A 20,878-nucleotide genomic window follows, 5' to 3' on the forward strand; every position below is an offset into this window, starting at 1 on the left:
TCAAAGTGTTTTTACACTTAAAAAAACAAATATTTTTTGCAAATTTTTTCATTGCAAAAAGAACAATATTTTAAATAGAAAAATGAGGTACAGAGTGGAAAATATTAAAATTTATGCTCCTGTCGATGCTGATATTGATTTTATTGAAAAATGTTCTGATTTAGTTTTTTCAGAAAAAAATTTGGGCGATGGTTTTTTAATTATTCCCAAAAAAAATAATTTTCAATTACCATTTGATTTTGCAAAAATAAAAATGATTTTTCCAACAAAGCATGCTATAGGCTTTGAACTTAACAATGGTTTGAATGCCCTATTGCATTGTGGTTTAGAAACGGTTCATTTGAACGGAGAACCTTTCACATATTTTGTAGAAGAAGGTGATGAAGTTAGACGAGGAGACAAAATTTTTGATGTAAATCTAACTTTATTAAAAAAATTAAAAGTGTCTGCTGAAACACCTTTAATTTTTGAACTAAATCAAAATGAACAATGTGTCATCAAAAATTTTAAACCTGGATTTTATAAACAAGGGGAATTAATTGCGGAGTTAAGCATCCAAAAAAATGAAGTTAACCCCCAAGATGAGATGTTGCAATTATTTGAAAGTGGTTCACAATTTGAAAATTTAGCTAAAAATATCGACAACTTAGTCGGGACAAAAACAAATTATAATGATGTTTATAATTGTATGACTAGACTTCGTTTTGACATTATTAATCCCAATTTAGTTAACATAGATCAAATAAAAAAAGAGAAACTTGTTAAAAATGTGCGCTGAAATGGTCAGGAATTACAAATTATTATTGGTGCAGAAGCTGCAAAGATTAAAGATGCAGTGATTGATTACAATAAAAAGCTGAATGATTTTGAATTAAGGGGCAACAAAAATATAAACAAAGATACGACGCTAGGTAAAAAATTTGTAGCAACTTTTATGGGAATTATGGTTCCTTTAATTCCGATTTTTATTGGAACAGGAATTATTCAAGCGATTATTGGTATTTTACAATTAACTGATGTAATGCCCACATTTGTCATTACTTCAAATCCAGAGACTATTAGTCAAATTGCCAATTTAAAAGGAATAGACATTTGGTGGTTTTTATTAAATGCCGTTGGTAAAAGTAGTAGTTTATTTGTCGGAATTATTGTAGCTTATAGTGCTTCTAAATATTTTGATTTTAATCGTATGTTAGGAGTTACTTTAGGGGTGATAATTTGTTCACCATTGTTATTTGTAAATGGTGGGTTATTTACAATTGGTGGTGATTGAACATTATTCAGAATTACAACAATTAATATTCCAGATAATCCAAAATTGACATATTTCATTAATAATCTTTTCAACATCAGAATTACACCTGGAAATATCAAAATATTTGTCATTATTTTTGCGATTTTATTTGGTCTGAAATTAGATAATTGATTAAAGAAAAGAATTACATCAATAATGGAGTTGATGTTTAAAGGCTTTGTTATTATCTTACTTGTTTCTATGGTTTCCTTAGGAATCATGACTCCAATTTGAAACTTTTTAGAAGCATTATTCGGATTATTATTTTACTTTATCGGCTTAATCCCCGGAATAGGCGTTGGGTTTTATGCTGGGATTGCTCAAATTGGAGTTATTTTTGCAATGCAAGCACCTTTGGGTATCATCACTTCCATTCAAACTATGGTGGATTTAGGATTAGGATTAGGCGGGTATAGTGTTTATAGTCCTGGTGCATCCATATCTGTTTGAGCACAAGTGGGGGCATTAATTGGTGTAATTATAGTCACTAAAAATGCCAATTTAAGAAGAACAGCTATTGGAATGATCCCAATTGGAATCCTTGGTGTCACAGAACCATTCTTATATGGAATTAATTTACCAAAAAAACGTCCATTTCTAGCAGCGATTTCAGCTGCAGCTATCGCCGGAACTTTCGCATCATTGATTGGTGTTACTGGTAGAGTTGGTACTGGAATGGGCATTTTTGAAGCAGTGGGATTTTTCCAATGAACTGTTGCGGATCCAAATGGAGCTATCGGCTTGGCTAATGGTCAATTAACACCAATTGCAAATGGTTTATGGTATGTTGTATCATGCCTAATAGCAATTGGTGGAGCAATCTTATTCACAATTTTTAGCTATAAAGAATATGTAAATGCTAAAAATAAAATTAACATGCTTTTAAAACAAGTTTTTACCTTTATTTCTTGAAATTCAAAAATGAATTCTACACCGATAACCAAAGAACAATTAAGGTTATTAAAAGAAGAATTGAATCAATTAAAAAAAGAGATCACAAAAGAAGAACTACTTGAAATTAAAATTTTGGAAAAACAAATCATCAAACAAGTGAAGTTTAAGTCTAAATTATTATCCAATCAAGAAAAAGAAGCCAAAGAAAAAGAAAAAATAATTTCAAAAGGTCAAAAAGATTTAAGTAGAAATAAAGTAAAAAATGCTGAACAGTTGTTTGATAAATATAAAAAAATTGATTATTCTGCATTAAATTTGGCATTAGAAAAAAATATTAAACACTCTGTTTCTCAAGATGATATTGCACGCATAGAAACTTTGATTTTGGAAAAAAATCAAGTGTTCTCTCAAAAAATTCAAAATATTTTGCAAAATTACAAAATAAATAATTTGGATTTAGATAACAACATCTACAACAGTTTGAACTCGATGTTAATTTCTTATGATTTTTTACAAGCAAAAGAAGAAACTGACATCAATAAAGAAAATAAGCATCTTAAAAAAGAGGTGCAAATAAAAAATAAAGCCATGAAATTAATGAATACATAGTAATTATGTTTGTAACAATAGAAAAGAGAAGTTATGGAAGCAAGAAAAAAGGGGATATCGATTTATCCAGAACAAGCAACATTAGAAGATACTTATAAATATTTAGCTAAAGCAAAAAAATTGGGCTTTGAATTATTATTTGTTAGTTTTGTTCAAATTACCAAAAAAGAAGATTTAGAAAAAATCAAATCTGCGATTAAATATGCAAAAGAATTAAATTATATTGTGTATGCCGATGTTTGACAAGGGACATTAGATTTGGTGGGTGCCACTGTTCATGATATGGGAAATTTAGTTAAAATGGGAATTGATGTTATTCGTTTTGATTATCCTTTATCAGCACGAGAGTTAGCTCATTTAACACATAATAAAGATGGTTATAAAGTCCAACTAAATATGTCCAACAATGATCATTTAATTCACAATGTTATGGATTTCAAACCTATTTTAACAAGAGTTGAAGGTGGGCATAATTTTTATCCCCAAAAAGATACGGGTTTAACATTAAGTTTTTTAAAAGAATGTAATCAAAAATATCTGAATTACAATTTTCCAATCAGTGCTTTTGTTGGTTCACATTTTGGTGAACAAGGACCTAAATTAGGTTTAAAAGCATTACCAACTTTAGAAGTGTGTCGTGAATTACCGATTTCGACACAAGCTAAAATGCTATTTTTTACTGACGAAGTGAATTATGTTTTTATCGGGAATGCTTTTGCCACTGATCAAGAACTAGAAGAATTTTCAAAAATCGATCCTGATCGTAAAAGTTTTAAAATTAATTTAAAGACAACTTTATCAAAACCAGAAAAAGAAATTCTTTATTGAGATGTCCACTCCAGAAGAATGGATATCACCCCATTTTTTATTAGATCTGTGTTTTCAAGATACGTTTGAAGAAATGCGTCGATCGAACCAAAAAATAGTGTGAAAGTATTCAATCGTGGTGATGTAATTATCAAAAATAATAATGCTGGTGAATATAAAGGTGAACTTCATATCATTTTAGAAGATCGTTATGAAAATAGAAATAATGAAGGGAACTTAATCGGTTCAATAGTTTCTGAAGAATTATGTTTATTAGATTATATCGATGCTGCTACTTATTTTGTTTTTGAAAAAGAGTAAAATTTAAGCGCAATCATTCATTTAAAAAATATCATTTATTAAATGCGAAATTAAAATTTCGCACTTTTTAATTCTTTAAAAATTAGTTATCTTTGGTATTGTTATTCAAAACAAAAATGTCATTTAAAATTTTGGTTTTACTAGTTCGAACTTGGGATAATGACATAATTTTAATTTTCTTGTCACTTAACCTAACTTCAACTTGAGGATCAGTTAGTGGGTAATTTGCAGTGTCGACTGCCAAAGTGATATTGGTAATATCTTTTAAATTTAAAGTAATAACTTGGTTATGGTCAAAAATGATCGGGGCATTCAAAGTTCGAAACTTATTAGTTGAAACAGGAAATAATTCAACCATTTCAAAAAGATTGGTATTAGGAAAAATAACTGAGCCGTGAGCTGATTTGGCAAATCCACTTGACCCAGATGGAGTAGCAAACACCATCCCAGTCCCGCGAAATGTCTCTAATAATTCATCATTAATAAAAACATCCATTTTCGTTGGGCGCGTATTATCAACAATTTTGACTTCATTAATTGAGTACCAAATACTTTGCTTGTTAGTTACTTTCAGCAAACTATATTCAACTCATTTTTGGTTTTTTTCAATGCCGCTGGCAAATAATTTTTTAAAATCATCCACCGTGTTATGACTTGTATAAAAACCAATCCCACCAAACTTAATTGGGATAAAAATCACTTGACCAAGAATTTGTGAAAATTTATGGACAGCAGATAAAAAAGTTCCATCCCCACCAATTACAAAAACATAATTAGGATTGACATCATCTTGGATAAAATCAGGTTGGTCAGCTACAATAGCTAAGATTTCTCGTTCCATATCTTTTGATTCTTGATAACGATTGGTTAAGATTGAATACTTCATTTTTACCTCAAAAATACTATCTTTATTATACAAGAAAGATAATCTATTGTTTCAAGTTTTAGAAATAGGTTAAAATATAAAAAAGAAATGAGAATGAAGATGAAAGAGAAAATGATTACTGGAATTACTCCAAGTGGGGAAATGACATTGGGGAATTATTTAGGAGCAATTAAACGTTGTGTGGAATTTCAAGATGAATATGATTTATATGTTTTTATTGCTAATTTACATGCGATTACAATTCCACAAAATAAAGAAATTCTGAGAAAGAACACCAAAGAAATTGCTGCTTTATATTTTGCTTGTGGACTTGACCCACAAAAAAGTACTGTCTTTTTACAATCAGATGTTTTAGAGCATGCCCAACTTGGTTGAATTTTAAACACCCAATCTTCGATTGGGGAATTATCAAGAATGACCCAATTCAAAGATAAATCGCAAAAAACCAAAGCCAAAACAAAAGATTATATTCCGGCTGGTTTATTCACTTATCCAACTTTAATGGCAGCTGATATTTTAATGTATGATGCTAAATACGTCCCTGTGGGAATTGATCAAAAACAACATGTTGAATTAACCAGAGATATTGCTATCAGGGTCAATAATAAATATAGCGAGGTTTTCAAAATTCCTGAACCTTTAATTAGTGAAAATAAAATCAAGATTATGGATCTCCAAGATCCATCAAAAAAAATGTCTAAATCTTCAACTAATCCCAAAGCAATTATTTATATGTTAGATCCACCAAAAGTCATTGCAGCTAAAATTAAAGCTGCCATTACTGATAGTGAAAACTTAATTAAATATGACCCCAAACACAAACCTGGGGTTTCTAATTTAATGATGATTTATGCCATTTTAAAAAACATCACCATTAAACAAGCTGAAAAACATTGAACTGGTAAAAATTATAAAGATTTAAAAGATGATGTGACTGAAGTTTTAATCCAAACTTTAGAACCAATCCAAACACGTTATCAACAACTTTATAATTCGAAAGATGTTGAACAATGATTAGAACAAGCAGCCACTAAAGCTCGCTTGGAAGCTCACAAAAAATTAAACAAAGTCCAAAATGCTCTTGGTTTAAATTACAATCGCAAATAAAAATTAAGCATCTAAAAAATGCTTAATTTTTATTATGATTTCAAAATGCATCGTCAAATTGTCATTCAACTGCTGAGATTTTTTTCAAAATTTTTGTGTTGTCTTTTTTGGGTTGATGACCAACACAAGCTAAATGAATCGCGATTAAATTTGTTGGTTCTAAATTAAATTTTTTAGCGTTAATCATATCAATAGTTCAAGCCAAACTATTATTGATATTTTTACCTTTCACAAAAATTTTGTAATCCATATGAAATTTACAAATATAACACAAACGCATCTCAGCTGCTGGTTTGTTGATTAATTTGGGAGCATGCTCTCATGCTTCGCTTAAATCATTATCATCAAAAATTACTGCATTTTTTAGTTCATCGAATTTTGCCATTATTGTACCTACTAATAAAAATAATAACACTAAGTTATAAAAAAACCAGTTGCCTGGTTTTTCTTATTTGTTAAGCAACAATTTGTTTGTTGTATTGATCAACGAATTGTTGACGATATTGTGTTTGCACAGCAAGACGTTTTTCACGTTTATTTTCTTTGATATCAGCTAATTGATCTAATTTTGATCTTTCACCTTTAACACTTTGAATTGACGCTTTTGCTTCTTTGGTTGCGATGTTAATATTTGTGTTAGCTGTTTTGATATTTGCTTTATTATCTTTAATTGAAGCTTTTTCAGCGATTTCAATTTCTTTCATAATTAATTTATTTTTATTAACCACATCTTTAAAGTCGTCATTAATTTTCACAATTTGTGCTTTTAGTACTTCAATTTTGTCAGTTGATTTAATATCATTACCAGTTTCTTTTTTCGCAAGTTTATCAGCATGTTTGATATTGTTGATTTCTTTTTTAATTTCTTGAATTCTGTCTTTTTTATCACTTCTTAATTGTGAAACATGAATGTTATGTGCTTCACGAACTGATTTTTCAGCTCCAGATTCAATAGTTACTCATAGTCCATAAGATGCGACAGTCACAATTACCCCAATAGCAACAGCTAAGAAGTAGTATGCGGTTTGTGCTCCATAAGGCACAGCTCCAAGAATTGCCACAATTGGTCCACCATGACCAGCAGCATCAGTGATCATAAATGCTCCAGCAATTCCTCCGGCCACAGCTGATCCTAAAACGTTACATACAATCGCACGTCTTGGATCACGAAGTGCAAACGGAATTGCTCCTTCTGAAATTCCAATGGTTCCCATAATAATGGCAGCAATTCCTAATCCTCTTTCATCTTTGTTGTAGAAACGAGGGAAAACTAAAGTTGAGATTCCCATTGCTAGTGGTGCTACTGGAATACCAGCAGCCATTGCTCCCATTGGTTGTTGAATACCAGCAGTAATTAAGGCTGTTGATGTGACAAAGGCGATTTTATTAATCGGTCCACCCATATCAAATCCAGCCATGGCACCAAGCACAATTCCAAGCCCTAGTCCTAATCCAACTCCAATTGTTGAACTTTCATAAGCATGTTTAATGGCATTTGAAAATTGGTGCATGATTCATCCAATTGGTCCACCAAGAACATAAATAAAGATTAGTGAAATACCAATTCCAGCAATTAACGGAATAAAAAAGATTGGCATCGCCGGTCTTAATGATTTAGGAACGTTTCAAGTGTTAATTCATCTTACAAAATATCCTACTAAAATTCCAGCAATTAATGCTCCGATGAATCCCATTGGAGTTTCAATTTTGTCCATACCAGGTAAAACCATTAAGTTACCTGTGTTATTTCCGATAAATGCTCCGACCATTGCTGGGGCAATTGCAGCACGACCAGCAATTGAATTAGCAATGAATCCAGCAAGAATCGGTATCATTAATGCAAATGCTGCTCCACCAATTTTGTCTAGAACAGCTAATGGACCTCATGGTGATAATCCAGGATTAGATGCAGGCCCCGATGTTGAGGCATCTGGTCCTCAAATTGCTTTCGCTAGACCAATTGAGAAGGCTAATGCAATCCCCCCCAAGACAATGATTGGAATCATGTATGAAATTCCAGCTAAAATATGTTGGATTAAGCCCATACGAGAATCAGCTTTGGCTTTTCCTCTTGAGTTATCAAATGATCCTTTACCATTTTGAATAATTGTTCCTTTAGCAATTGCTTCTTTCACAACAGCTTCAGGATTTTTAATGGCATCAGAAACTTTTGTTTGATAAAACTTTTTACCAACAAAACGTTCTTTATCAATGTTGGTGTCAGTCGCAAAAATCACAAGATCAGCTTGTTCAATTTCTTTGGTAGTTAATTGGGTGCCAATTCCTTTTGAACCTTGGGTTTCCACACGAATGTTATATCCCATTTTAGGGACTTCTTTTAGAAGTCTTTCTTCTGCCATATAAGTGTGAGCAATCCCCACAACACATGCAGTAATTGCTACAATGTTTAATTGGTCTTGATTAGTGTTTGAAACTTCTTGTTTCTTTTCTTCTTTTTTAGTTTCAAACGCTTTTAAGATGGCAGTTTGAGTTTTAGTTGTTTTCAATGTTTTCTTGAAACCATCATCCATTAACTTGACAGCAATTTGGCTTAGAATGGCCAAATGTTCATCACCATTTGGCCCTTCTGGTACTAATAATGCAATCGCAACTTTAGTTGGTTTTCCATCCATTGATTCTCATTCAATTGCGTTTTTAAAACGGAAGACAAGGACTGCTGCGTTTTTGATTTCCGGAATGCGCGCATGCGGAATGGCGAATCCATCTTCAAATCCAGTAGTACCTTGTTTTTCACGGTTTTCAAAACCCAAAATCAATGCTTTTTTATCTTTAGCTAAAATCAATTTTAAAGTTGCAGCTTGATCGGCCATAAATTTGAAGGCTGATTGCTGATCTTTAATTTCAACATCTAGAAAGATAAAATCTTTATTGAATATACTAAGATTCATTTTCTTCTCCTATGTACTATATAGAAGTTCATTGTCCACATATGAAATATTTTCCTTTATTATTTTATATTTAAAAATGCAGGAAAACAAATAAAAAAACCTATCTCTTTGATAGGGTTTTTCCATTTAAAATAATTAGCTTATTTTTTCTTATTATTAATTTCATTGGCAGCTGAACGCATAAATGAAATTAGTTCTTTTTTAGTCATATCACGTAAATTAGCACCTTTTAATTTTTTATGACTTTCTGGTACTATTGAGCGCATTTTATTAGCATGTTTTTGCAATTCAGAACGTTGTTCAGAAATCACAGCAGATCCATCCAACTTAGCTCTTTCTTGGGTTGACATTTTTTTCTTGTCTTCCACTCTTTTAGCTAACATTTCAACAATCTTTTGTCTTTCTGCATCTTGAGCAGCATTTTTTAAGGCTTCTTCGTATTTTTGACGTTCAAGTTTTTCAGCTTCTTCTTGTTTTTTTAATTCAGCAGCATATTTAGCTTCCATCATCGCCAAGAAATCTTGGGCATCAGCATCATCTTGTGCTTTAGGCACTTCCATTGTTGGTTGTGGAGTTGGGATTGGTTTAGGTTTAACAACTTTTGGTTCAACTGGTTTAACAACTGGAATGGGGGTTGGTATTATTACTTTAGCTTTAGGTTCAACAATTGGTTCATGGTGTTGCACAATGATTGGTTCAACTGGTTTAACTGGTTGAGACTCAGTTTGATGAGGTTGAAATATCACTTGGATTGGTGTGGTGTTGTTCTTTTCTTCTTTTGGTTCAACTGGGGCAACTGGTTTTTTATTTTTTGGTGTTTTTGTTGAAAAGGCAAAGATCAAGAATGATAACAAGGCAAGTCCCATGGCAACTGTTGCAACTATTAAAATTAAATAATTAGCAAAGAAGTTGAAGAGGAATGTGGTTGGAGCAACTTTAGTCACATTATCAAATCAAAATTTGTCTGCGATGTGTCAATCTAGTCCCGAACCACTTCATTCATATTTCCATCCCTCAATTAGTGATCAACTACCATCTTTAAATGGAGAAAACATATTATTAATGTTTCAACCCTCAATTGGTGAAGTGTGAATGTTCATTCATTTGATTGTAATTCCTAATAATAAAGCAATGATGCTAATTGTGAAAAACGTTCAAAAAAGTCTTCTAGCTTTTTTTCTCATATTTGGTTCCTTTCTAAGAAAAATGTATTTTCTCTACACTAACTAAAGATATTTTACCAAATAAAAAATAAAGCAATGCTTTATTTTTTGGTTTTAATAATATCAGCAACTTGTCTCATGTATTTGATTAGTTCTTTTTTAGTCATATCACGCAAGTTTGCTTCTTTTAATGTTTTATTTTTTGCTTCAACTAATGAACGCATTTTATTAGCATGTTTTTGCAATTCAGAACGTGGTTCAGAAATCGAATCAGATCCATCTAACTTAGCTCTTTCTTGAGTTGACATCTCAGCTTTTTTAGCTTTAGCAGCAGCACGAGCTTGAATTAATTTTTCTTTTTCTTCTTCTTTAGCTTCAGCTAAAGCTTTTTCGTGTGCTTCACGTTCTAAACGTTCTGCTTCTTCTTGTTTAGCTAATTCTGCAGCATATTTTGCTTCCATTTCAGCTAAATAATCATGTGTATCAACTTCATTTTCATCTGCAACTTTTGCAACTTTTTTAGTTTCTGCTTTTGCTTTTTCAACTTTTGGTGTTTCTACTTTTTTAGCTTCAACTTTTGGTGTTTCTACTTTTTTAGTTTCAACTTTTGGTGCTTCAACTTTTGGTGTTTCAACTTTAACTGGTTTTGCTTCAATAATTACTTTTTTAACAACTGGTGCTTCAACTGGTTTAGCAGTTGATTTAGTAGTTGCTTGTCCTAAAGCAGATTGTGCTAAGTTAACAATTTTTGCAAATTCATCAGCATTGTAAATTGCTAATTCTGATAACATTTTACGGTTAATATCAATGTTTGCTTTTTTCAATCCATTCATAAATCTTGAATATGATAAACCAAATGGACGGACAGCTGCATTAATACGAGTGATTCATAATTGACGGAAATCACGTTTCTTTTGTTTACGTCCAATGTAGGCGTAAGCCATTGAGCGAACTACTTGTTCATGTGCTTTTTTGTATGATGATTTTTTAGTTCCATAATACCCTTTAGCACGTTTAATTCAACGTTTTCTTCTTGCTCTGGTAACTTTACCAAATTTAATTCTTGCCATATATTTTCTCTCCTATCCTCTTAGTTTTGTAACAACCCTTTTAAACGTTTTGCATCAGTTGCATCAACAAATGTTGATTTTTCTAATTGACGTTTTTGTTTAGTTGTTTTTCCTAAAGCTAAATGTGAACGGTAAGCGTGGCCTCTTTTTAATTTACCAGACCCTGTTTTTTTAACACGTTTAGCTAAAGCTTTTTTTGTTTTCATTTTTGGCATAATTCTTGTCTCCTTTTTGTTCTCTAATTTTTCTTTGGCACAACATACATGTCTAGGAATCTTGAATTTAATTTTGCCTCTTTTTCAATTTTGGCAACATCTTCAATTTTCGTAAAGAAACGATTTAAGGTTGCTTGACCTAAATCCATATAAGTTATTTCTCTTCCTTTAAATTTAAGTGAGATTTTTACACGATCACCATCTGCTAAAAATTCTCTTGCTTTACGAGCTTTGGTATCTAAATCATGCTCCCCAATGTTGACTGTTAAACGAATTTCTTTGTTTTCAGTTTTAACTTGGTTTTTCTTAGCTAATTTAGTTTTCTTTTGTAGTTCATATTTGTATTTTCCATAATCAAGGATTTTAGCAATTGCAACTCCATTTGGTTGCAAACCAACTTGAACTAAATCTAAACCTTGTGATTCAGCTAATTCAATTGCTGCACGTTTAGATAAAATTCCGTGTTTGTTTCCTTGTTCATCAATTACAAAAATTTCTCGCGCACGAATAAAACCATTGATTGGATCTTGGTTGTTACTTCTTGGTTGTCTTGGATTTTGTTTTTGTCTTTCGTCCATTCTTTCTCCTATAAATAAAAAGTGTGCTATTAAAACTAGAAAGCACACTTTATCTGTTCTTTGTGATAAATAATTCAACCATTTCACATCTTTGTTCGTGGTGAGCTATAGTGCTTCTTTTTTAACATTATTATTATATATTGATTTTGCTAAAAAACAAACAAAAAAAGAAAGACAAATGTTTTATCACATTTGTCTTATCATTTTTAGTGACCTTGAACAAGTTTTCTAACTTCGTTAGTCACACTTTCAACATCAGTTCCTACAACAATTTGTAAAGCTGAATCTCCCAATCTTACTAACCCATATGTTCCAGCAGCCGAAATTTTGGCGTCATCAACTTTTTTATTATCTTTTAAAGTTAAACGTAATCTTGATGCACAATTATCGATTGTGATGAAGTTATCTTTACCGATTGCTTCAACGATTGCTTCAGCTTTAATTAAACTCTTGTTGACTTTTACTTTTGGTTCTTTGGTGTTCTTAGAAAATAATCCCATGTTTTCTCCTTATTTTTAATCAATACAATGTAATGCTAAATTTTTAAAATTGCATTTTCATTCAATAATAATAATATCACTTTTTTAAAAATTTGAATTTTAATATGTAAATACTTGCCCAAGAATAGTGGAAAATGAGTTAAATTTGAGCAAAACTTAACTAAATTTTTGAATATCTGAAATATTATAGCGTTCACGAAGTTGATTTCTGGTTAAATCGTTATCTTTAATAAACTTGATCAAGGCTCTTTCTTTGCTTGTGATTTGTAGTAATAGAGTATCTTCTTTTTGTTTGGTTTTGAACTTATGATTATCTAATTGATATTTTAAATGACGTAATTCGTCTTCTAATTTATATTGTTTCAAGAGTAAACTACGACGCAATTGTTTGTGTTCATCACTTCATTGCTGAGTTGGGATTTGGGTGACTTCAATATAATAATCTTGATCAATGTGATGACAACCCAAATGATGATAACCTTGAGCAATCGCTTGTTTCATTGTCATAATTTGATCTTCATCTTCTAATGATAAAACTTTGTTTTCAAATGGTCGACATAACACACAAGCATCTTCTAGTTCTTCAACATAAACTGTGCGTTGCAAACGCATCGCTTGTTTTTTACCAAACCAATTATAAATTCCTAGAAATGAAGCATTGTAATTCTGTGCTTTGGTTTTTGCTTGTTCAAGAGTGATTTTTTGATCTTTATTTTGGTCCAGTTTTGAACGAATTTTTCCTCAAGGAATAACAACTAAAATAATTAAAATCACAGCGATAATAATTAAGATAGCTCATCAAGGTAAGTTGGTAATACTCGAACCATTATTGGTTCCTTCAACAAAAAAGTGTAAAAACATAATTATTGATTATGATCGTTTAAGTGATCATAATACTCCTTAATATCTTTGAGTAAAACTGCTTGTTTACGTTGGCAAGTATTACATTTGCCTCATAACTCATCTTGGAGATCAACTTGATTAAAATCATTGGTGAAATCAAATTTACGTTGTTCTCAACATTGCTTACAAAACATAAAAACTGATGATAAACTTTGATTATTTTTCATACCATTTTTCCTTCTTACTTATCAATAATTATAAAATAAAAATATCAAGTTTGACTTGATATTTTTGTTTGTTTAAACTTTTGTTTGTTTTTGAGCTTTAATTGGTTGTGGAATTCCAATTGGTTCTTGCGCAACTAAGTTTGGATCAACTTGATGTTCACGACCTGGAGTTTGAATATCTAGTTTTTTAATTAAACTATAGAAGACAACATAATAAACTCCACCAGCAACAGCTGTTAAGGCTAATGTTCATAATGGGTTTGAAGTGACTCCTAAAACTCCACTCTTACTTGCAGCAAATCCTCAAGATTGTGCAAATGAAACAATGTAATCAATTAATCCAGCCGAGAATCCAAATCCGACTTGAATTCCCATTCCTGTTGAAGTAGCCACAAAAATTCCAGTTAATAAGGCATGGATGACTAATAATAATGGTGAGACAAAAACAAATGAGAATTCAATTGGTTCAGTAATTCCAGAAATTAGAGAAACTAAAGCAACACCACCGAAGAATCCACCCATTTTAGCGCGATTTTCCTTTTTAGCTGCAAAAATCATTGCAATCGCAATTGCTGGAATTCCTCCCATCATAATTGGGAAGAATCCTCCTTGGAAGAATCCTGATCCTTGAATACCTTTAGTGAAGGCTGAAATATCTCCATTAGCTCAAATAGTTTCTGTACCGATTGCTCCTGTAATTGGATCAACAACATGTCCACCAATTGGTAATTGGAATCAGAAGAATGTATTTAAAATTTGGTGTAACCCAAATGGTAATAAGAAACGGTTTAAGACAGCATAAACTGCAGTTCCCGGAACTGTGATAGCTGGATTATCTGGGTTAGCAACTGCTTGACCAAACATCATTAAAACATATTGAATTCAAGGTCATAAAACAGCAAAAGCAAAAGCAACTGGAATTGCCACTAAAATCCCTACCATTGGGACAAATCTTCTTCCTGAGAAGAATGATAATGCTTGCGGTAATTGAATATGTGACAATCTATTATATAAATAGGCAGAGAAACATCCGGCAGTGACCCCTCCCAAGACCCCGACATTGAGTACATATTTTCCACCAACGACAATATCTTGGCTACCTTTAGCAAATTCTTTAACATAGAATAGTTGTGAAAATGCATGACCGTCTTTGTCTTGGAATGTTAACACATTTTTATACATCATTTCTGGTAATCCGTGTTCAGCATTCATCACAGCAATGATGAAATAAAATACGGCAGCAACTAACGTAACTTCCCCTCGATGATCTTTAGAGAGACCAAAAGCGAGACCTAGAGCAAATAATAATGGTAAATTATCAAAGGCAACACCACCCGGTTTTTGAATAATGAATGAAATTCAGTAACCAACTTGATTGGTAATATTACCATCGGCATCAGTGGTAAAAGTAATTCCTAAATTACCAAACCGATTTAAAATGGCTGCAAATGGTAAGACTGCAATCGGGAATTGCAAGGCTTTACCAAGTTCTTGTAAAAGTAATAAAAAGTTACCTTTTTTAGGACTTGATTTAACACTACCAAAAGCATCATTTTCTTTTTTCTTTTTAAGTGATAAGAACATTTTATCTCCTTTTCTTTAAACATAATTTTTCATTATGTCTCTTTAATTATATAAATTGTTTTTCCATTTTTTTCTGGAAAAAATGGAAAATTTGGAAAAAAATCGCAATTGCGATTTTAGATAAAATATCCAAGGCCAATACCAAATAAAACAAGTCCTGCAATAAAACAAACTCCAATAATAAATATATATAAATAGTGAATTCAAAAATTAAAAATCTTGTGGGTGAATTTTTTATCTTCGACAGCAAATTCGCGTTTTTGACCAGCTTTACGACGATTTAAAACTTCTTTTAAAAGAAAGATTACCCCAATTCCAAGAGCTAGGCAAATTAAGCCAACAACCAAAAAAGTAATCGCTAATGATTGGGAAACTTTAGGTGTTTCTTTAGCTAAAATATTAATCAAATCCATGTTACTCCTTATAATGATTATGCCTTAATATTTTAAATTAAAAATCTTGATCTGAGTTTGTAAAAAAACAGGAAATAAAAATAGAAGCAAATCTGCTTCTATAATCAATGTTTGTAAAAACAGTTTTATTGTTTCATGGCTTCAACTTTTGTCATATCTTTTTCACGACCAGGTGTTGGGATGTCCAATTTTTTGATTGTGAAGTAGAATGAGAAGAAGTATAATGGAGCAATTGTAGCAGCTAATGCTAACATTCATAATGGGTTTGATGTTACTCCATAAACTGGTCCATGAATGATACCTTCAGCTTTACTCATTCCTCAAGCATTCGCAAAGGAAATAATATAATCAATTAATCCAGCGGAGAAACCGAATCCAATATGCATGTGCATTGCTACTCCAATTGCAGCAAATATCGCTGTAAATAAAGCGTTATATGCTCATAAAATTGGGCCAGCAAAAATGAAGGCAAAGACAATCGGTTCATCGATTCCAGTTAAAGCAGCCACAAATGCCACTCCACCTAAGAAGGTGATAGTTTCTCTGCGTTTATCTCCAGGTGCAGCCATAACCATTGCCCCAGCAGCAGCTGTTAATCCTCCTCAATACATTGGGAAATATCCAGTTTGGAATGTTCCAGAAATGACTGATTTTTGGAAAGCATTAATATCACCAAAAACAGTATACATTCCAGCAGTTGCTCCAGCCAAATTACCAGTGGCTAAAATTTTTCCTCCTGAATTAGCAACCAGACCTTGTCTTAAAACAAAGTAGTCTTGTCAATTATCTTTAGTAATTGTGATTTTTGTGTAAAAATGTGATGCAATAGCTTGAAAATTTTCAAGATTAAATTTATCTCCTCCAAAAGCATCAGCATCTAAAACAATTTTTCCATGAATATCGACAATATAGTTTTCAATTGGCATTTGGAATCATAAGAAAGTATTGATAATATGGTGTAAACCAAATGGTTGAATAATACGATTAACTAAAGCATATAAAAATGCTCCAGGTATGGTTCAAGAGTCTGTTGAAGATATCAAACCACCAAATTTAACTAAAGCAAATTGAATTCATGGTCAAATCACAGCATAAAAGAATGCCAACGGTAAAGACACTAACATGACCATCATTGGCACAAAACGACGTCCACCAAAGAAACCTAAAGCTTGAGGTAGCGTAATGTTGTGAAAGCGGTTATATAAATAGGCAGTAATTGAACCCGAAATAATTCCTCCCAAGGCTCCAATTTCGAGAACATACTTCCCGCCTATAATTTCAATTTTGTCATTCACCATGCCAAATGTTTGGACATAGAATAATTCTGAAAATTGTTTACCATCATGAGCTGTAAAAGTTAGGACATTTTTATATAACAATGATGGTAAGCCACCTTCAATTAGAAAAGCAGTGATTGCTAAATACATCAATGCTCCGATTAATGCAACCTCACCACGATTTTCTTTGGCTAACCCAAAAGCGATACCAATCGCAAAAAATAATGGCAAGTTAGTAAAAACTATATCCCCGGGTCGGGAAATAATAAAACCAATTCAATTTCCAACATTTCTCACACCATTTTCCATTGGGTTTAAATCCATAGCTAAGGTCCCAAAACGATTTAACAAAGCCGCAAATGGTAGAATAGCGATTGGATATAATAGTGCTTTTCCTAACGTTTGCAGCCTTGCAAATGTTTTACTTCAAAATGTTCTAGAATTAGAAGGTTGAAAATCATTTGGTTTATTTGGTTTATTTGGTTTATTTGATTTATTTAATTTATTTGATTTATTTGATTTTAAGAGGTGCATATTTCTTCTCCTTTCATCACAATTATTCTATACTTGAAAAATAGAAAAGTGATAAAAAATTATCACTTTTCTAAAAAATTTTTTATTTTTGTGGTTATCTTTGTCAAAACAATCTATTTTTGCTGAACAAGGTCAAAAAGAAATTGGTTGAAAAGATATAATTGCTTCTCAAAAAGAAACTGAAATTTGCCTGAATTTTGGCCATGATATGTGATGATTTCTAAAATTAAAGCACCAGTTTTGAAATCATAAGCTGTTTGCAGATAAAAAATTTCTTGCAACTTAAAAACTTGTTTACTTTGTCCGGGAACAACAAATGTGATCATCTGTTTGTCTCGGTCAAATTGGATAGTTCCATTAGTTGATGTGACTTCTTGATTTTTATTGCGGTTCAAATCTAAATAAGCATTAAAAATCATTAAAGAATTGTTGATGCGACTTTTTTCAATGTAGGCTGATTTTTCAATATAAATATCGAGATTTTGATCAAAAATTTTAATTTCAAAAACACTATCAACAATTTGCTTTGTTGGGATTAAATTATAGTTAGTTTCAATTTTTGTAATCATTGCTGAGAGATTATGAAAATTGCGTTTTCTTTTATTAGCAATGTACAAAAAAGAAAAGAAAGAAAGTCCGCAAATAAAAACAATAGCAACAATGATTAGAATCACTCATTTTTCTCAACTCATAATTTCTCCTTATTTAACATACGTTGCTAAAAAAACAATAAAGGCTAGCAAATCACCTAATGTTAAAAGCACTAAGAGATAAAGAATAAAAAATTTAAAAAAATTTTTACTAAATTTTTGACCTCTAATTCTTAATTCTTTTCTTTCTTTATGAATCAAAATGGATCAATAAACCAGTCCAACAATTAAAAATGGTAAAGCAACTGCTGATGCAATTAATAATCCTAAGATAACAGGAGGAGATAGATCAATCATTTTATTTTAACTTTGCCTTTGTATGTATTATAACACCTTGAACGACACGATTAACCAAACCCGATGGTCAAGGATTATCTGGGGTTTTACCATTGGCCAGTGATTTATAAAAAGCATATAATTGAGCTAAAACAATGTAATTTAAACCCAATAAAGCAGTTGATGTTTCTGTTAATTCCACATTAAAATAAAAATCTGATAAGCTTTTGATTTCATGGTCATCTTTGTAATCAAAAACCACTAATGTTTGTGCTTGTTTTTGAGTGCTTAATTCTTTTAACAAATCAACATCATATGCTCGTTTGTATGGTTCTTGATTCATGAAGAAAAAGACAATTGTTTCTCGATTTAAAACTGATTTAGGTCCGTGACGAAATCCTAGAGGTGTGTTAAAGAAAGCAGTGTTTTCACCAGCTGTTAATTCCAAAACTTTTAGGTGCGCTTCTTCAGCAATACCTAATAAATTACCTGAACCCAAATAAACCACACGTTGATGGTGCATTTGAGCAATGGCTGCGATTTGTGGATAATTTTGCTTTAAATTAACAGTGGTCGCCATGGCTAATGTTTCAACTCTTTTCACATATTGATCAAAATCAGCAAGATTAAAAATCAACAAACAAGCAATCATCATACTTGAATAACTTGATGTCATGGCAAATGACTGATCATTTGTTGCATCGGGTAATAAAATTTCTAAACAATTTTTGGTGGTTTTGGCAAGTTGAGATAGGGCACCATTTTTATTACAAGTAATCACAATGTGGTGGATATTCTCCACGAACTTATTCACCATGTGAAAAGTGGCCACTGATTCTGGTGAATTTCCACTTCTCGCAAAAGAAATTAAAATAGTTGGTTGCTGGGGGTTAAGATATTCTTCAATGTTACTAACAATGTTTGTTGTTGAAATCACTTGAGCATCAACCCCCATCAAAAATAAATCTCTGATGATTGAAGCACCAACAAATTCACTTGTGCCTGCTCCAGTTAAAATCACTTTGGTATTAGCTTGGAAATGTGCTTTTAAAAATTGCTGAATTTCAGGAATTTTTTCTTGAATAATCTGACTGGTTTGCATTCACATTTCAGGTTGTTGCATAATTTCTGTTAAGGTGTGAATTCCCTTATTCTTAATTAATTGTTCTTTGGTAAAATTTAAAATCATGATTTTCTCCTTTGGAATTGATGTTTAATAAAATTTTTTTAAACTAGTTCAAATTTAGTTTAACAAAAAATGAAAAAAATTTATCATTTTTCCAAAATATTTATGAAAAAAATCATATAGAATATAATTATTGATAAAAGGAGGAAACAATGGATCGCATTGAACGTCGTAAACAAATTATTGATGTTTTAAAAAACAAAAAACAGCTTTCTTTAAAAGAATATTTCTTATTCACATCAGAAGCTGGGATTGTCAACATTACAGCACGGCGAGACCTTGCCTTTTTTGAACAAAAAGGTTTGATTAGTTTAGAAACAGGATTAATTCATTATGTTGGTACGAACAAAGCTGAGCAAGATCGCCAAGAACAAATTAATTTAAATAGTTTTAGTAAAAATAAAATTGCTCAATATGCCGCCTCTCTTTTAAAAACTGAAGATGTGATTTATGTTGACCCGGGAACAACAAATGAATTTTTAGTCAAAAATATTAAAACTCCGATTAAGCTACTGATCACCAATGGTTTACATATTTTTAACCAAGCTAGAAAAAATCCCAAAATTAAACAAATTATTTTAATTGGGGGAGATTTCAGAACCAATACTGGGAGTTTTGTTGGCCAGTATGCCATTAAAATGTTGCAAGAATTACCTCGCTTTGATAAAGGTTTTTTCACAGCCAATAGTGTTGATGAAAATTTAGATTTTTATAACAACAACCAATTAGAAGGTGAAGTTTATCAAATGGCACTCCAAAAAAGCCAACAAGCGATTGCTTTAATTGATGGCAATAAATTTAAAATTAAAGGGGATTATTATTTAGTTGCCAACATTGATGCTTTTAAAGTTTTTATCACCAGTACCCAAGCACCAAATAAAATTATTAACAAAGTTAGTCTACAAAAATTAAAAGTAGTTTAAAAAATACCTTGAAAATTTCAAGGTATTTTTTCATTTTTAAGTGTTGTTACTATTTAATAATAGCAATTAAATCACCTTTTTTAACTGCACCAGTTTTTACAAGGTTAATTGTTTTACCCATATCATTTGTGAAAACAATTGGAGTTTTAATTGAAGGAACTTTAGTTTTGATTTTTTTCAAATCAACATCAACTAATTTATCACCAACACGAACGTTTTGTCCTTGTTCAACATATGATGTGAATCCTTGACCATTTAAAGTTACTGTATCTAAACCAATGTGCAATAATAATTCAATACCTGTTTTGTGTTTAATTCCATAAGCATGTTTTGTTGGGAAAGCTGTGACTAATTCACCTTCCATTGGAGCAACAAATTCTCCATCAGTTGGATCAATAGCAAAACCATCGCCCATCATTTTTTCTTTGAAGACATCATCTTCAACCAAATCAAGACCAATTACTTTACCATTCACAGGGGCAAAGATTTGCACTTCTTTAGTCTTTTTCTTAAATATTCACATATTTTTCTCCTTGTATTTAATATTCAACCATCATTTTACATCAAGTATCTATTATAATCAATTAAAAAGATATGGTATAACTTATTAGT

The 20,878-nt window shown here is 31.4% G+C and carries 20 protein-coding genes and 1 pseudogene; 4 read left to right on the forward strand and 17 right to left on the reverse strand.

Annotation, left to right across the window (positions count from 1 at the left end):
* Positions 1 to 94: 94 nt before the first annotated feature.
* Positions 95 to 2,797: a PTS glucose transporter subunit IIABC gene (locus P695_RS0101440; protein ID WP_028126528.1), complete on the forward strand. Its 2,703-nt coding sequence runs from the start codon at positions 95 to 97 to the stop codon at positions 2,795 to 2,797.
* A gap of 33 nt (positions 2,798 to 2,830) precedes the next feature.
* Positions 2,831 to 3,925, forward strand: coding sequence for a MupG family TIM beta-alpha barrel fold protein (locus P695_RS0101445; RefSeq protein ID WP_028126529.1), 1,095 nt, complete (start codon positions 2,831 to 2,833; stop codon positions 3,923 to 3,925).
* An 82-nt stretch (positions 3,926 to 4,007) separates the two neighbouring features.
* On the opposite strand, the gene P695_RS0101450 is transcribed toward P695_RS0101445, so the two are convergent.
* The gene (locus P695_RS0101450) at positions 4,008 to 4,811 is read right to left on the reverse strand and encodes a diacylglycerol kinase catalytic domain-containing protein (protein ID WP_028126530.1); all 804 of its coding nucleotides are present in this window, start codon (positions 4,809 to 4,811) and stop codon (positions 4,008 to 4,010) included.
* A 93-nt stretch (positions 4,812 to 4,904) separates the two neighbouring features.
* Between P695_RS0101450 and trpS the strand changes: the two genes are divergently transcribed.
* A complete protein-coding gene (gene trpS, locus P695_RS0101455; protein ID WP_028126531.1) occupies positions 4,905 to 5,918 on the forward strand; it encodes a tryptophan--tRNA ligase in 1,014 nt (337 codons plus the stop codon).
* A gap of 22 nt (positions 5,919 to 5,940) precedes the next feature.
* Here trpS and P695_RS0101460 read toward each other — a convergent pair whose 3' ends face one another.
* From P695_RS0101460 to P695_RS0101530, 15 genes and pseudogenes are all read right to left on the reverse strand, one after another.
* A complete protein-coding gene (locus P695_RS0101460; protein ID WP_028126532.1) occupies positions 5,941 to 6,303 on the reverse strand; it encodes a hypothetical protein in 363 nt (120 codons plus the stop codon).
* A gap of 70 nt (positions 6,304 to 6,373) precedes the next feature.
* Complete coding sequence (locus P695_RS05300; RefSeq protein WP_051437305.1) at positions 6,374 to 8,827, reverse strand: PTS fructose transporter subunit IIABC; 2,454 nt, start codon at positions 8,825 to 8,827, stop codon at positions 6,374 to 6,376.
* A gap of 140 nt (positions 8,828 to 8,967) precedes the next feature.
* Positions 8,968 to 10,011, reverse strand: a complete 1,044-nt coding sequence (locus P695_RS0101470) for a cell envelope integrity TolA family protein (RefSeq protein WP_028126533.1) — start codon at positions 10,009 to 10,011, stop codon at positions 8,968 to 8,970.
* Between the two features lie 698 nt (positions 10,012 to 10,709).
* Positions 10,710 to 11,060, reverse strand: a pseudogene (gene rplT / locus P695_RS05305) (50S ribosomal protein L20); the annotation flags it as partial.
* Between the two features lie 20 nt (positions 11,061 to 11,080).
* On the reverse strand, positions 11,081 to 11,275 hold the full coding sequence (rpmI, locus tag P695_RS0101480) for a 50S ribosomal protein L35 (protein WP_028126534.1): 195 nt from the start codon (positions 11,273 to 11,275) through the stop codon (positions 11,081 to 11,083).
* A 23-nt stretch (positions 11,276 to 11,298) separates the two neighbouring features.
* The gene (infC, locus tag P695_RS0101485; protein WP_028126535.1) at positions 11,299 to 11,853 is read right to left on the reverse strand and encodes a translation initiation factor IF-3; all 555 of its coding nucleotides are present in this window, start codon (positions 11,851 to 11,853) and stop codon (positions 11,299 to 11,301) included.
* Positions 11,854 to 12,059: 206 nt separating this feature from the next.
* The gene (locus P695_RS0101490; RefSeq protein WP_028126536.1) at positions 12,060 to 12,353 is read right to left on the reverse strand and encodes a PTS sugar transporter subunit IIB; all 294 of its coding nucleotides are present in this window, start codon (positions 12,351 to 12,353) and stop codon (positions 12,060 to 12,062) included.
* A 156-nt stretch (positions 12,354 to 12,509) separates the two neighbouring features.
* Complete coding sequence (locus tag P695_RS0101495) at positions 12,510 to 13,214, reverse strand: hypothetical protein (RefSeq protein WP_028126537.1); 705 nt, start codon at positions 13,212 to 13,214, stop codon at positions 12,510 to 12,512.
* Between the two features lie 2 nt (positions 13,215 to 13,216).
* Positions 13,217 to 13,423, reverse strand: coding sequence for a hypothetical protein (locus P695_RS0101500; protein ID WP_028126538.1), 207 nt, complete (start codon positions 13,421 to 13,423; stop codon positions 13,217 to 13,219).
* Positions 13,424 to 13,495: 72 nt separating this feature from the next.
* Positions 13,496 to 15,007, reverse strand: coding sequence for a PTS transporter subunit EIIC (locus P695_RS05310; protein WP_051437307.1), 1,512 nt, complete (start codon positions 15,005 to 15,007; stop codon positions 13,496 to 13,498).
* 116 nt (positions 15,008 to 15,123) lie between these two features.
* The gene (locus tag P695_RS0101510; RefSeq protein ID WP_028126539.1) at positions 15,124 to 15,420 is read right to left on the reverse strand and encodes an MPN207a family PTS transporter accessory protein; all 297 of its coding nucleotides are present in this window, start codon (positions 15,418 to 15,420) and stop codon (positions 15,124 to 15,126) included.
* A gap of 125 nt (positions 15,421 to 15,545) precedes the next feature.
* Positions 15,546 to 17,231 carry a PTS transporter subunit EIIC gene (locus tag P695_RS05315; protein WP_051437309.1) on the reverse strand — a complete coding sequence of 562 codons (1,686 nt, stop codon included), beginning with the start codon at positions 17,229 to 17,231 and terminating at the stop codon, positions 15,546 to 15,548.
* Positions 17,232 to 17,344: 113 nt separating this feature from the next.
* Positions 17,345 to 17,923 carry a hypothetical protein gene (locus P695_RS0101520; RefSeq protein WP_028126540.1) on the reverse strand — a complete coding sequence of 193 codons (579 nt, stop codon included), beginning with the start codon at positions 17,921 to 17,923 and terminating at the stop codon, positions 17,345 to 17,347.
* A gap of 9 nt (positions 17,924 to 17,932) precedes the next feature.
* Positions 17,933 to 18,178, reverse strand: coding sequence for a hypothetical protein (locus P695_RS0101525; RefSeq protein WP_028126541.1), 246 nt, complete (start codon positions 18,176 to 18,178; stop codon positions 17,933 to 17,935).
* 1 nt (position 18,179) lies between these two features.
* Positions 18,180 to 19,346 carry an SIS domain-containing protein gene (locus P695_RS0101530; RefSeq protein WP_028126542.1) on the reverse strand — a complete coding sequence of 389 codons (1,167 nt, stop codon included), beginning with the start codon at positions 19,344 to 19,346 and terminating at the stop codon, positions 18,180 to 18,182.
* A 149-nt stretch (positions 19,347 to 19,495) separates the two neighbouring features.
* Between P695_RS0101530 and P695_RS0101535 the strand changes: the two genes are divergently transcribed.
* Positions 19,496 to 20,266: a DeoR/GlpR family DNA-binding transcription regulator gene (locus P695_RS0101535; RefSeq protein WP_028126543.1), complete on the forward strand. Its 771-nt coding sequence runs from the start codon at positions 19,496 to 19,498 to the stop codon at positions 20,264 to 20,266.
* A 49-nt stretch (positions 20,267 to 20,315) separates the two neighbouring features.
* Here P695_RS0101535 and P695_RS0101540 read toward each other — a convergent pair whose 3' ends face one another.
* Positions 20,316 to 20,789, reverse strand: a complete 474-nt coding sequence (locus P695_RS0101540) for a PTS sugar transporter subunit IIA (protein ID WP_028126544.1) — start codon at positions 20,787 to 20,789, stop codon at positions 20,316 to 20,318.
* Positions 20,790 to 20,878 lie beyond the last annotated feature (89 nt).

Origin of the sequence: Williamsoniiplasma lucivorax ATCC 49196 (assembly GCF_000518285.1) — a bacterium.
GTDB lineage: Bacteria > Bacillota_I > Bacilli_A > Mycoplasmatales > Mycoplasmataceae > Williamsoniiplasma > Williamsoniiplasma lucivorax.